At 59.9% G+C, this 13,439-nt stretch carries 12 protein-coding genes; 9 read left to right on the top strand and 3 right to left on the bottom strand.

Annotated features, from left to right (window positions below; genetic code table 11):
- Positions 1 to 17: 17 nt before the first annotated feature.
- Positions 18 to 707 carry a uracil-DNA glycosylase gene (locus tag Q5H31_RS00665; protein ID WP_302457374.1) on the bottom strand — a complete coding sequence of 230 codons (690 nt, stop codon included), beginning with the start codon at positions 705 to 707 and terminating at the stop codon, positions 18 to 20.
- A gap of 115 nt (positions 708 to 822) precedes the next feature.
- Here Q5H31_RS00665 and Q5H31_RS00660 point away from each other — a divergent pair, with 115 nt between their 5' ends.
- The 3 genes from Q5H31_RS00660 to groL all read left to right on the top strand — a co-directional run bounded on the left by Q5H31_RS00660 (position 823) and on the right by groL (position 3,838).
- A complete protein-coding gene (locus Q5H31_RS00660; RefSeq protein ID WP_007055622.1) occupies positions 823 to 1,506 on the top strand; it encodes a LytR C-terminal domain-containing protein in 684 nt (227 codons plus the stop codon).
- Positions 1,507 to 1,735: 229 nt separating this feature from the next.
- The gene (locus Q5H31_RS00655) at positions 1,736 to 1,975 is read left to right on the top strand and encodes a cold-shock protein (protein WP_007053186.1); all 240 of its coding nucleotides are present in this window, start codon (positions 1,736 to 1,738) and stop codon (positions 1,973 to 1,975) included.
- Positions 1,976 to 2,212: 237 nt separating this feature from the next.
- Entirely contained in the window at positions 2,213 to 3,838 is a 1,626-nt protein-coding gene (gene groL, locus Q5H31_RS00650) for a chaperonin GroEL (protein ID WP_007053188.1), read from the top strand.
- Between the two features lie 96 nt (positions 3,839 to 3,934).
- On the opposite strand, the gene Q5H31_RS00645 is transcribed toward groL, so the two are convergent.
- Positions 3,935 to 4,225, bottom strand: a complete 291-nt coding sequence (locus Q5H31_RS00645) for a WXG100 family type VII secretion target (RefSeq protein WP_007053189.1) — start codon at positions 4,223 to 4,225, stop codon at positions 3,935 to 3,937.
- A 215-nt stretch (positions 4,226 to 4,440) separates the two neighbouring features.
- Between Q5H31_RS00645 and Q5H31_RS00640 the strand changes: the two genes are divergently transcribed.
- From Q5H31_RS00640 to Q5H31_RS00620, 5 genes are all read left to right on the top strand, one after another.
- Positions 4,441 to 5,106 (top strand): TPM domain-containing protein, encoded by a 666-nt coding sequence (locus Q5H31_RS00640; RefSeq protein WP_302457378.1) that lies wholly within the window; start codon positions 4,441 to 4,443, stop codon positions 5,104 to 5,106.
- Complete coding sequence (locus tag Q5H31_RS00635) at positions 5,099 to 5,830, top strand: response regulator transcription factor (protein ID WP_007053191.1); 732 nt, start codon at positions 5,099 to 5,101, stop codon at positions 5,828 to 5,830. The genes Q5H31_RS00640 and Q5H31_RS00635 overlap by 8 nt, the downstream gene beginning before the upstream one ends.
- Before the next feature lie 30 nt (positions 5,831 to 5,860).
- Positions 5,861 to 7,852: a HAMP domain-containing sensor histidine kinase gene (locus Q5H31_RS00630; protein WP_013410836.1), complete on the top strand. Its 1,992-nt coding sequence runs from the start codon at positions 5,861 to 5,863 to the stop codon at positions 7,850 to 7,852.
- A gap of 69 nt (positions 7,853 to 7,921) precedes the next feature.
- Complete coding sequence (locus Q5H31_RS00625; RefSeq protein WP_014485459.1) at positions 7,922 to 8,311, top strand: cold-shock protein; 390 nt, start codon at positions 7,922 to 7,924, stop codon at positions 8,309 to 8,311.
- Positions 8,312 to 8,319: 8 nt separating this feature from the next.
- Complete coding sequence (locus tag Q5H31_RS00620) at positions 8,320 to 9,507, top strand: DUF3027 domain-containing protein (RefSeq protein ID WP_014485460.1); 1,188 nt, start codon at positions 8,320 to 8,322, stop codon at positions 9,505 to 9,507.
- Between the two features lie 111 nt (positions 9,508 to 9,618).
- Here the strand turns inward: Q5H31_RS00620 and Q5H31_RS00615 are convergent, their stop codons facing one another.
- On the bottom strand, positions 9,619 to 10,584 hold the full coding sequence (locus tag Q5H31_RS00615) for a universal stress protein (RefSeq protein WP_013410845.1): 966 nt from the start codon (positions 10,582 to 10,584) through the stop codon (positions 9,619 to 9,621).
- Between the two features lie 149 nt (positions 10,585 to 10,733).
- On the opposite strand from Q5H31_RS00615, the gene Q5H31_RS00610 reads away from it, so the two are divergent.
- Positions 10,734 to 13,343 (top strand): ATP-dependent Clp protease ATP-binding subunit, encoded by a 2,610-nt coding sequence (locus Q5H31_RS00610; RefSeq protein WP_007053196.1) that lies wholly within the window; start codon positions 10,734 to 10,736, stop codon positions 13,341 to 13,343.
- Positions 13,344 to 13,439 lie beyond the last annotated feature (96 nt).

Genomic DNA, 13,439 nt, shown 5'->3' with positions numbered 1-13,439 from the left:
AATGACTGTTGGCCTGCCTAAAGAGTCCAATCCACCGGGTCGGCACCCATGGTGACTAGGGCTTGATTGGCTCTGGAGAATGGTTTGGAGCCGAAGAATCCGCGGGAAGCGGACAGCGGACTCGGATGAGGCGATTTGATAATGAAGGCATTGGTCAGCAATGGCTCGAGGCTTTGCGCATTACGCCCCCAGAGAATCGCCACCAGCGGCTGGGGCTTGCCGTCGGCGTCCGTGCGCGCGTTCAACGCACGAATCGCGGCCTCGGTGACTTCCTCCCAGCCTTTGCCCTGATGCGAATTTGGCCGCCCGACGCCGACAGTCAGACATCTGTTGAGCAACATCACCCCACGTTCCGTCCACGGTGTCAGATCGCCGTTGGTGGGCATGGGCACCCCAAGGTCGTCAACCAATTCCTTATAAATATTGATCAGGCTTTTCGGCAGCGGGTGAACATTTGGCGCCACGCAGAAGCTCAAACCCACCGGGTGACCCGGGGTCGGGTAGGGGTCCTGGCCGACAATCAGCACCTTGATGGAATCGAACGGGATGGTGAACGCGCGCAGAATATTGTGGCTTGCCGGCAGCCACGGGCGCCCGGCGGCGTTTTCCACACGAAGAAAATCGCCCATATGGTGGATGGTGGGCTCCACGTCGGCCAAGGCATGGGCCCACCCTGGCTCTACCAGTTCGCTCAATGGTTTGATCATGACTCACCACTGTAGTCAAACGTGCATATCCGGTGCATGGGGCGTGGTGTGGTGGACTGATGAGTTGTTTGCCGATTACACTCATGGGTAGTTTTGATAGGAAGAAAGGGCGATTATGGCACGCGACACGATGACCTACGAATCCTATGAACCGGATTCCTTCGACAATCCTCCGAAGGGACCGGTGGGAGTTCACCGTGGCGCTCGTTCGGTAATGGCCCGCCTCTGCCCGTTCATCGTCGTTATTCTGGTGGCCGCGCTGTGCGGTGTCGGGGCCTGGGCATGGATTTCCGGAGAATACAAGAATGTAGTGGGAGGATCGTCCCAGACGGCGACCACGTCCAAGTCCGATTCGTCCAGCAAGGCTGAGACCAAGAACAGCACCAAGGATGATTCCTCGTCCACTTCGACCGATTCGTCCAAGGACTCGACTTCGGATTCGGCAAAGTCCGATACCGACAGTGACACGACATCCTCGAATGAGAATCAAAACTCCGATCAGCAGTCTCAGCAGTCCGAAGCCATCGCGACTGTGAATAAGGCCACGCAGGTGCGTGTGGTCAACGCCACAGGAATCCAAGGATATGCGGGTCAGCAGGCCGATGTGCTGCAGACCGCCGGTTACACCAGTGTCGAGGCGACCAATCCGAGCGGCACATTGCCGGCTTCTTCCGTGGTGTGGTATCAGAATGAGACCGATAAGGCCACCGCTGAGGATGTGGCGACCACGCTTGGCATTTCGGCTGTGGAGCAGGTGCAAGGACTCGCCGTTCCCATTACGGTGGTGTTGCTCAACTAGCGTTGTTGATGCGCCCCTGATATCGGCGAGAAATACATCGAAAACTGTGAGCGTTCTCACGCCTATGGAATAATTCGTACCGAAAATGTGCCACTGCGGTTGAGATTGTTCCCTCGTCACTGTACAATCGTCATCTAGTCGCGAGGTAGGGGGAGCGCGATGCGGTTCTTTCTACGTTCCCTATAGGTTTTGTGTCGCGACGCCCAAGGGAACAAAGGAAAGACCAGATATGGCACAAGGTACCGTGAAGTTCTTCCTTGCCAAGAAGGGGTTCGGGTTTATCCAGCCGGATGACGGCGGCGAGGACGTTTTCGTGCACTACGCGGAAATCAAGGACGACGGCAGCACCAATAAGTTCAAAATGCTGTACGAAGGCGATCGCGTGGAGTATACGCCCGCTTCGTCCGGCAAAGGCACGCAGGCAAAGGATGTTGTCAAGCTGTCTTCGGGTGAAGCCCGCTCCGAGTGAGCAACACGCACGCAAGGATGTGCTTTGAAGGCCCTGACCGTTTCGACGGTTGGGGCTTTTTCATGCCCAAAGCGCAATCGCCGCCGATGGTGTTGGCACTCGGCGGGCGCGAGTGCTAATGTCTGGGTTAGCACTCGGAGGTCGAGAGTGATAATCGGCAGCTGACGGCTGGTCGTCACGACTCGACGCTTGCGAGTGATAACCGGTATACCTAGCCATTTGGAGGAATACGCAACCATGGCAAAGATCATCTCTTATGATGAGGAAGCCCGTCAGGGCATGCTGGAGGGCCTTGACAAGCTCGCCAACACCGTCAAGGTCACTCTGGGCCCGAAGGGCCGCAACGTCGTGCTCGACAAGACCTACGGCGCTCCGACCATCACCAACGATGGCGTGTCCATCGCCAAGGAAATCGACCTTGAAGACCCGTACGAGCGCATCGGCGCCGAGCTGGTCAAGGAAGTCGCCAAGAAGACCGACGACGTCGCCGGTGACGGCACCACCACTGCAACCGTGCTCGCTCAGTCCCTGGTTCACGAGGGTCTGAAGAACGTGGTCGCCGGCTCCAACCCGATCGCCCTGCGTCGCGGCATCGAGAAGGCCACCGAGGTCATCGTCAAGGAACTCGTCGCTGCCGCCAAGGACGTCGAGACCAAGGACCAGATCGCTGCTACCGCCACCATCTCCGCCGCTGACCCTGAGGTCGGCGAGAAGATCGCTGAGGCTCTGGACAAGGTCGGCCAGGACGGCGTTGTGACCGTTGAAGACAACAACCGCTTCGGCCTGGACCTCGACTTCACCGAGGGCATGCGTTTCGACAAGGGCTACATCGCCCCGTACTTCGTCACCAACGCTGACGACCAGACCGCAGTGCTCGAAGATCCGTACATTTTGCTGACCTCCGGCAAGGTCTCCTCCCAGCAGGACATCGTGCACGTGGCCGAGCTGGTCATGAAGACCGGCAAGCCGCTGCTGATCATCGCTGAGGACGTCGACGGCGAAGCACTGCCGACCTTGATCCTGAACAACATCCGTGGCACCTTCAAGTCCTGCGCCGTCAAGGCCCCGGGCTTTGGCGACCGTCGCAAGGCCATGCTGCAGGATATGGCCATCCTGACCGGTGCTCAGGTTGTCTCCGACGAACTGGGCCTGAAGCTCGAGTCCGTCGACACCTCCGTGCTCGGCCACGCCAAGAAGGTCATCGTCTCCAAGGACGAGACCACCATCGTTCAGGGCGCTGGCTCCAAGGAAGACATCGACGCTCGCGTGGCCCAGATCCGCGCTGAGATCGAGAACACCGACTCCGATTACGATCGTGAGAAGCTGCAGGAGCGTCTGGCCAAGCTGGCTGGCGGCGTGGCTGTCATCAAGGTCGGCGCTGCCACCGAGGTCGAGGCCAAGGAGCGCAAGCACCGCATCGAAGATGCCGTGCGTAACGCCAAGGCCGCCATCGAGGAAGGCCTGCTGCCCGGCGGTGGCGTGGCCCTCGTTCAGGCTGCTGCCAAGGCCGAGAAGACCGAGGCCGTCACCTCCCTGACCGGCGAAGAGGCTACCGGTGCCGCCATCGTGTTCCGCGCCATCGAGGCCCCGATCAAGCAGATCGCCGAGAACGCCGGCGTGTCCGGTGACGTGGTCATCAACACCGTCCGCTCCCTGCCTGATGGCGAAGGCTTCAACGCCGCCACCGACACCTACGAAGACCTGCTGGCCGCCGGTGTGACCGACCCGGTCAAGGTGACCCGCTCCGCTCTGCAGAACGCCGCCTCCATCGCTGGTCTGTTCCTGACCACCGAGGCCGTCGTTGCCAACAAGCCGGAGCCGAAGTCTGCTGCCCCGGCCGCCGGTGCCGACATGGGCTACTGATCCGCAAACGATCGCTAGCTGATTGAGCTGAAAGGGGACTCCTTCGGGAGTCCCCTTTTTTGTATTCCAGCCCCCTCAGGGAGGAGAGCCAAGAAACTAGCTGGCAAACAGGCGCGAAGCTTGGATTTCGGCGTCAGCGTACACGGTGGAGGCTTGCGTCAGCGAGCGTTGGATGGACTCGAGTGAGGCCTCCATCTGCTGTTGGGCCGCACGCCACTGTTCGGCTACCGCGGTGAACTGGGTGGCCGCCGAACCTCGCCATGCGTCCTGCAAGGCATTGAGATTGGTGTACATGCCGCCCACGGCCTGCCTGATTTGCGAGATCGAAGTGGCCACTGCGGCCGAGGATGATTGGATTCGCTCGGAATCTACCTGATATTGGGGCATCGTTGCTCCTTTTCTAGAGAGTTAATGGTATGTATGGCGGCCGCTTGCCAATACCGGCCGTTAAGGTGGAGGATATGTCAACAACGAATCGGGAAGACGGAAAAACAACTATTGTGGTCCTAGCTTCGGAGCCGTCCTATTCGGCCTTCGGGAATATGGTCCGAAAATGGCTTGTTTGCGCCATTTGCGCCCTTGCTGCAGTAGCGATGAACGCAATGTGGATAACTGCAAATGCCTATGGGGATAACTCAGGCGACAGCTCTGACAGCTCCAGCAGCAGCACCGACAGCGGCGTGACCATCACCGAGAACATCACGGATACGGAAAATCTCCTGGGCTCCCATGTGGCCGAAGTCACGGATGCCATCGCCAAAACTGAGAAGGAAACCGGTGTACACGTGCATCTGCTGTATCTTTCCAGTTTCAATAGTCAACAGGAACCAGGAGACTGGGCGGCAACCGTGATGGAGTCCATGAATCCCAAGCCGAACACAGTGATGCTTGCCGTGGCCTCGAATGACGGCAACCTGGTGGTCGTCGTGTCCAAGAACTCCGATAAGTGGCTTCTCGATAAAAAAACCGTCGATAAGCTATCCGACGCCGCGCGGCAGCCGTTACTGGAAAAACCGCAGAGCTGGTCTGGCGCGGCAACGGCAATGATGGATCAAATCGTGAAATCCAAAAAAGCCTCCACCCCATCGTCCACGGTGACCGTAGGCATAATCATCATGGGCGTGGTGTTGGTGGCGCTGGTCATCATCATCGTGGTCATGGTGGTGATTCGTCGGCGCGAGGAGATCAAGAAGGATTCCAAGGCCGAACTCCAAGATGACATTCAGGAAACGCCCAGAAGAGCGCGACACTCTAGGAAACATGAGTAAGCCTATTGAAGCATCGATTGTTGTTGTCGACGACGAGCCGTCCATCCGAGAACTGCTGGTCGCTTCCCTGCACTTCGCCGGATTCGAGGTAAACACCGCCGCTTCCGGTTCCGAAGCCATTGAGGTTATCGAAAAAGTGCAGCCTGATCTCATCGTGTTGGACGTCATGCTGCCTGACATCGATGGATTCACCGTCACCCGTCGCATCCGCCAGGAAGGCATTAACGCCCCTGTGCTGTTCCTCACCGCTCGTGACGACACCCAAGACAAGATCATGGGCCTGACCGTCGGCGGTGACGATTACGTCACCAAGCCGTTCAGCCTCGAGGAAGTCGTGGCTCGCATCCGCGCCATTCTGCGCCGTACCCGCGAACAGGTGGAAGACGACCCGATTATTCGCGTTGCCGACTTGGAAATCAACGAGGACTCCCACGACGTGACCCGTGCAGGGCAGCCGGTTGACCTGAGCCCTACCGAATACAAGCTGCTGCGCTACCTGATGGACAACGAGGGCCGAGTACTGTCCAAGGCACAGATTCTCGACCATGTCTGGCAATACGACTGGGGCGGCGACGCAGCCATCGTCGAATCGTACATCTCCTACCTGCGCAAGAAAGTCGACGGCATCGAGGTCGACGACGGCGAAGGCGGCAAGCGCAAGGTGACTCCGCTGATCGAAACCAAGCGCGGCATCGGATACATGATTCGCGAACCGAAGAACTAATCGCCTCCATCCATAACGTATCGCAATCTCATGAGTATCCCCGATAAGCAGTCAGGCGGCGTACCGCCGAGCAGCACGCCGAACGCCGCCCCGAACACGAATCCCATGCCTGCAATGTCGCCGTTCGCCGCCCATTTCCAAGAGCAGCGCGAGCGTAAGAAAAACATGCTGATGCGGCATATCGACCGTATCTCGTTGAGCAGCAAGCTGGTGGCCTGCACCATCGCCGTGCTGCTCATCGGCGTGTCGGTGATTTCCTTCTCCATCCGCGCGTTGGTGAACAACTACATGCTGCAGAAAACCGACACCCAGTTAAGCTCGCAAAGCCAACTGGTGGTCAACAATATCGATCTGCTGTCAAAAAATGACTCATCGGGGCCGAACTCGTACTTTCTGCAGATTCAATACACCGACGGAACCAAAGACAAAGAAGGCAATCCTCTGGTCGTGACTCCGCTGATGCCGCAGATGCAGGACGGTATCGTATCGGTGCCGATTCTGCCTACCTATGGCGATACCAATGGCATCACGCTCGGTCAGGCATTCACTACGCAGGCGGTGGCCAAGCAGATCATTACGGTGCAGTCCGACAGTGCGGACAACCAGAACGATTCGGCCAACGGAAACTCCAATTCCTCTGACACCATCACCAAGGTACTGGCCAACCCCACTGTCAATGCCAACCATGCCGCCATCGTCACGGCGAGGGCACCATGGCGTATTCTGCCGGTGACCTTCCAACAAAACGGCAAGGACCGGGCCGTGGTGTACATCGGCTTGTCGCTGGCCGACCAGATCGACACCGTCAAAACACTCACCCGATACTGCATTGTGGTCGGCATCGCCGTGGTGCTGCTCGGCGGCTCCCTGTCCACGCTGATCATCCAGCACACGATGACGCCGCTGAAGCGCATCGAGAAGACCGCCGCGAAAATTGCAGCCGGTGACCTGAGCCAACGTATTCCTTCCGCGCCGGAAAACACCGAGGTCGGCTCTCTGGCCGCCTCGCTGAATTCCATGCTCACCCGAATAGAATCCAGTTTCCATGAGCAGGAGGAGACCACCGACAAGATGAAACGGTTCGTCTCCGACGCCAGCCATGAGCTGCGCACCCCGTTGGCCGCCATCCATGGCTATGCGGAGCTGTATAAGATGCAGCGCGATATGCCTGGTGCCTTGGAGCGTGCGGACGAGTCCATCGAACATATCGAACGGTCCAGCCAGCGCATGACTGTTCTTGTTGAGGATCTGCTGTCTTTGGCCCGTCTCGATGAGGGGCGCGGCATCGATATGACCGGCACGGTGAAACTCTCGTCGCTGGTCACCGACGCCGTCGACGATTTGCACGCGCTCGACCCGGACCGTGCCGTTCGCCGCATGCGGATTTCCCTCGAACCGGCGCGCGATTTGAACCATCCCGCCGAATTCAACCTTGCCGAAGGCGATTGGCCTGAGGTCGTACTGCCCGGTGATGCCTCTCGACTGCGCCAGGTGGTGACCAACATCGTGGGCAACATCCACCGCTACACGCCTGCCGATTCGCCCGCTGAAGCCGCGCTCGGTGTGATGCCGGCCGCCATCGATCCAAGACAGCTCGCTCGCATGCCCGCCAGCGACGCGTCAATGCGGCGGTTCATCGACGCCGCCGAAGTAGGTGCCTCGATGCAGACCGGCTATCGATACGCCGTATTGCGTTTTGTGGACCATGGCCCCGGCGTGCCGCCTGAATCACGCTCGAAGATTTTCGAACGCTTCTACACCGCGGACCCGTCCCGTGCCCGAGAAAAGGGCGGTACTGGTTTGGGCATGGCCATCGCGCAATCCGTGGTCAAAGCACATCACGGCTTTATCTGCGCCACCGGCACCGATGGGGGAGGCCTGACCTTCACCGTGGTGCTGCCGATTGAGCAAATCGCCGCGCCTGAGCCCAAGCAGTCCACCGGCAAAACCAAGGACGCCAAACAGAAGACTTCTTGGTTCAGCTCTGAGCGTAAGACTCAGGCGACTCAGCCCAAAGCGTGAGGTCAAGCCCTGTGAGGTAAACTGTACCTTCGGTTTACTATTTCCATTGAGGATTAAGGAAGGTTCGCAATGCCCACCGGTCGAGTTCGTTGGTTTGACGCAGCCAGGGGTTATGGCTTCATCACCAGTGAGGAAGGCAAGGACGTGTTCCTGCCGGCTCAGGCCCTACCCACTGGCGCCACCACGTTGCGCAAGGGGGCCAAGGTGGAGTATTCCGTGGTGGACGGCCGTCGTGGGCCGCAGGCCATGGATGTTCGCCTGATCGCCTCCGCTCCCAGCTTGGTCAAGGCCACCCGCCCGAAGGCGGATGACATGGCCGCCATCTGCGAGGACCTCATCAAGATGCTTGATGCGGCCGGTAATACGTTGCGCCGTCACCGTTACCCATCTGCTGCCGACAGCAAAAAGCTGGCCACGTTGCTGCGTGCGGTGGCGGATCAATTCGATGTACAGGACTGATCTGATCTATGACTGATACCACCGAAACCATCGTGACACCGGACCCTCACGCCATCGCGCGCGCCGTGCTGCTCGAAGTGGCCGACGAGAGCGATCAGGTGGGGGATTTCGTTACCTCATATGATCTTGAGGATCACGTCACTGACTTCCGCTTCGCCGCGAATATCCGTGGCTACGAAGGATGGCAATGGTCGGTGACGCTGTATCACGACGAGGAGATCGACTCTTGGACCGTCAACGAATCCTCCTTGATTCCCACTGAGGGCGCGTTGATGCCGCCCAAGTGGATTCCTTGGAAGGATCGCCTCGAGCCCACGGATCTGGCTCCCACCGATTCGATCGGTACCGATCCGGATGACGAGCGCATCGAGGAAGGCGAAGTCGAGGAATCCTCGCTGCAGGATGTCAACGACGCCGTCGAGACCTTCCGACTGACCCGCCGTCACGTGCTGACCTCGTTGGGTCGTGCGCAGGCTGCCAAGCGTTGGTATGAAGGTCCGCGAGGCCCCAAAGCGTTGAGCACCAAAACCGCCGAAGGCAACCTGTGCTCCACCTGTGGTTTCTTCGTGCCGCTCGCGGGCGAACTCGACCGTATGTTCGGCGTGTGCGCCAACAAGTGGAGTCCGGATGACGGCCGCGTGGTTTCCCTGGACCACGGCTGCGGCGAGCATTCCGAAATCGAACCTCCCGAGCCAAGCCAGCTGTGGGTGCAGTCCAAGCCTGCTTTCGACGATCTGCATATCGACGTGGTGGCCAACCGTCCGCGCAAGCAGGAGCCGGCTGCCCAGGACGAGGCCGAAGGCGAAACCGACAAGACAGGCGAGCCTGCCGGCGATGATATCGAAGCACAGAAGACTGTTGACGGGAACGCCGTCGATACTGAGCCCGCTGAGGGGACGGCAGGTGACGGGACCTCGCAATCCCAGTCTGCCGGTGATGAGTCCGTTGCACAGAACGCATCCGATTCCGTTGTGGATGTTGATGCAGCTGATTCCAGCGACGAGTCCAAGTCTGATGCTGACGACGAGGCCACCGAAGAGGATATCCTCAACAACACCGTTGCCGATGATGATGAGGATGATGAGATGGACGACGAAGAGGATAACGCTCGTCCTTCAGACGATGTGGCTCCTGAACTCGAAACCGTCATCGATCTCATCGAGCAGCTGCGCCAGAACAGGGCGGACGAAGAATAAACTCCGAATTCCGCGAAAAGTAGATGGTGATGGGGTTGCAGGAATAAAGAATTCCTCCCTGCAAACCCATCACCGAGGCGTGCGTTAGCACTCCATGCCGATTTCGGTGAATCAGTGCACCACGGTCACCGTGCACTCGGCGAAGTTCACGATCTGGCGGGACACCGATCCCAGGAAGTGCGCGTCCAGCCCGGACAGGCCACGCGAGCCGACCACCAGATGGCTGGCGTACCGCGAGGCCGCGATCAGACCTTTGGATGCGGGAATATGGAAGGCGTTTGTGCTGACCTTGACGCCATCGGGAATCTCGGCTTTGGCCATCAGCTCGGCGAGAATCTCCTCGGCGCGGCGTTGACCGACCTTCACCGGTGCCACGGCGTTCTCATAGCCCGGAATAACGCCCAAATCCTTGAGCTGCCAGCAGAACATCACATGCAGCGGCGCGTCGTGCAGTCGTGCTTCTTCCAGTGCGAAATCGAACGCGCGGCGGGAAGTCTCGGAACCATCCACACCAACCACCACCGGGCGGCGAGCCTCCTCGACCACCGGCTGAGGCTGCGTGTAGTGAACGGGCTTGTCTCCCGGAGTCAGGGCGTTGGCAATGGCGTCGGTCACGGTCTCATCCTCGCTGCCGGCGATGCGCACCACGGTCACCGGCACTTCGGCGGCCTCGGCCAGCGAAGCGGACAGGGACCCCATGAACCAGCGGGCCATACGGCTCAGCGAGCGGCGGCCGACCACGATCTGCTGCGAATCATGGCCGATCTGCAGCAGGGCCGAAGTGCCGGAGGCCTTCACCGAGGTGAGCTTCAGATTCGCCGGATCGAAGTCGATGCCTGCAGCGGCCTTGTCGACCCACACACGCAGCTCGTTGGCAATATCGTGGCGGACCTTGGCCCAGGCCTCGTCACTGTCCGGTTCGGATCCCATATCCCAGGAATGCGTCCAGCCAAACACGGCGTTGACGCTTTGGCCGGTTAACGAGGCCTCCTCAAGCGCCCACTTCAGCGCGGCAAAGGATTCATCGGAACCATCCACACCGACAACGATGTCGGGCTTGGTTGCAGCTTCACTCATTTCGAGCCTCCTTGTAATCGACTACGGGTGAATCTAGAACCAGCATATCGTTTTCTTCTCCTCTCACGGCGCAATTCGTGGAATCCGATGAATAAACGTCATCGTGAATCGGTAGAGTAAGACGGAATGTCAATTGAGGAAGGACAAGCATGTTCGAACGGTTTACCGACCGTGCACGGCGCGTGATCGTGTTGGCGCAGGAAGAGGCGAGGGCCCTTCAGCACAACTACATCGGCACCGAACACCTGCTGCTCGGCCTGATCCGCGAAGGTGAGGGTGTAGCCGCCAAGGCACTCGCCTCGAAGGGCGTGGAGCTGGATGCCACCCGCAAGCAGGTTGAAGAAATGATCGGCAAGGGCAACGCGGCTCCGAACGGGCACATCCCCTTTACTCCGCACGCCAAGCAGGTGTTGGAGTTTTCGCTGCGTGAAGCCCTGCAGCTGGGCCACAGCTACATCGGCACCGAGCACATCCTGCTCGGCCTGATTCGCGAAGGCGAAGGCGTGGGCACCCAGGTGCTCATCAAGATGGACGTCGATCTGGGCGAGTTGCGTAGCGCGACCATCGATATGATTCGCGGCAACTCCGGCACCGGCACCGGTGACGGCAAGGGCGACTTGGCCAACGCCGGCGGCGTGACGGACAAGCAGAACAAGTCCGGTTCCGCCATCCTCGATCAGTTCGGCCGCAACCTGACCGCCGAAGCCGCTGAAGGCAAGCTGGACCCGGTCATCGGCCGTACCAACGAGATTGAGCGCGTTATGGTCGTGCTTTCCCGCCGCACCAAGAACAACCCGGTGCTGATCGGCGAGCCCGGCGTGGGCAAGACCGCTGTGGTCGAAGGCTTGGCCCAGAAGATCCAAGCCGGCGACGTGCCGGAAACCCTGAAGGGCAAGCAGGTCTACTCGCTGGACCTCGGTTCCATGGTGGCAGGCTCCCGCTACCGTGGTGATTTCGAGGAGCGCCTGAAGAAGGTGCTGAAGGAAATCAAGACTCGTGGCGACATCGTGCTGTTCATCGACGAGATTCACACCATCGTGGGCGCCGGCTCGGCTGACGGCGCGCTGGGTGCCTCCGACATGTTGAAGCCGATGCTGGCCCGTGGCGAGCTCCAGACCATTGGTGCCACCACCACCGACGAGTACCGCAAGTACATCGAGAAGGACGCGGCTCTGGAACGCCGTTTCCAGCCGATTCAGGTGCACGAGCCGACCATCGCCGAGACCATCGAGATCCTGAAGGGCCTGCGTTCCCGTTACGAGAACCACCACCACGTGACCATCACCGATGGCGCGCTGCAGTCTGCCGCAGAGCTGTCCAGCCGGTACATCCAGGACCGTAACCTGCCTGACAAGGCCATCGACCTGATCGATGAGGCCGGTGCACGCCTGCGCATCAAGCGCCTGACCGCCCCGCCTGAGCTCAAGGAACTCGACGAGAAGATCGCCAAGATCGCCGCCGACAAGGACGAGGCCATCAAGGGCCAGGACTTCGAGAAGGCCGCCGAACTGCGCGACAAGCAGGAGAAGCTGGAAGCCGATCGCAAGCAGAAGGAAGACTCCTGGCGCGAAGGCGAGTCCGACGTCAAGATGGTCGTGGACGAGGACGTGATCGCCGAGGTCATCAGCTCCACCACCGGTATCCCGGTGTTCAAGCTGACTCAGGCCGAGTCCAAGAAACTGCTCAACATGGAAGCCGAACTGCACAAGCGCATCATCGGCCAGGACGAGGCGGTTTCCGCCCTGTCCCGCTCTATCCGCCGTACTCGCGTGGGTCTGAAGGACCCGAAGCGCCCGTCCGGTTCGTTCATCTTCGCCGGCCCCACCGGCGTCGGCAAGACCGAGCTGGCCAAGACGCTCGCCGAATTCCTGTTCGACGATGAGGACGCGCTGATTCGCGTGGATATGTCCGAGTTCTCCGAGAAGTACGCGGCTTCGCGACTCTTCGGTGCGCCTCCGGGATACGTCGGCTACGAGGAAGGCGGCGAGCTCACCGAAAAGGTGCGCCGCAAGCCGTTCTCCGTGGTGCTGTTCGACGAGATCGAAAAGGCTCATCCGGACATCTTCAACACGTTGCTGCAGGTGCTCGATGACGGCCACCTGACCGACGGTCAGGGCCGCAAGGTGGACTTTAAGAACACCATCATCATCCTGACCACCAACCTCGGTACGCGAGACATCGCCAAGGCCGCCAACACGGGCTTCAACCTAGGTGCCAACAACGAGTCCAGCTACCAGCGCATGAAGGACCAGGTCAGCTCCGAATTGAAGCAGCAGTTCCGCCCGGAGTTCCTGAACCGTCTGGACGACATCATCGTCTTCAAGCAGCTCACCGAGCCGCAGGTGCGCCAGATCGTGGATCTGGACGTCAAGCAGCTCAACGACCGCCTGTTCGACCGTCATATGTCGCTCGAACTCACCGACGCCGCCAAGGACCTGCTCGCGCAGAAGGGCTTCGACCCGCTGCTCGGTGCCCGTCCGCTGCGCCGCGTGATTCAGCGCGACATCGAGGACGCCATCTCCGAGAAGATCCTGATGGGCGATCTCGAAGACGGTCAGCGCGTGATTGTGGATGCGGAAGGCGAGGGTATCCTCGGCGAATTCACCTTCAAGGGTGAGGAGTTCGAGGAGCCGGCCGCCGCCGATAAGCCCGCCGAAGACGGTGCCGCCACTGATGGCGAGACTCCAGCCGACGCCACTCCGGCCACTGAGCCGGCCGAATCCGCTCCCGCCGATTCCGGTGACGCTCCGCAGGAGTAGTCCGTTTCGATAGCGTAGCTAGCGCATACCAGCAAAGCTCCCCTTGACAGGGGAGCTGTCAGCGAAGCTGACTGAGGGGTAGACCTGCGCACACAT

This window comes from uncultured Bifidobacterium sp., from assembly GCF_959020155.1.
Classification (GTDB): domain Bacteria; phylum Actinomycetota; class Actinomycetes; order Actinomycetales; family Bifidobacteriaceae; genus Bifidobacterium.
Note: the sequence above shows the minus strand (reverse complement) of the source record. Positions and strands in the feature narration are given on the sequence as shown.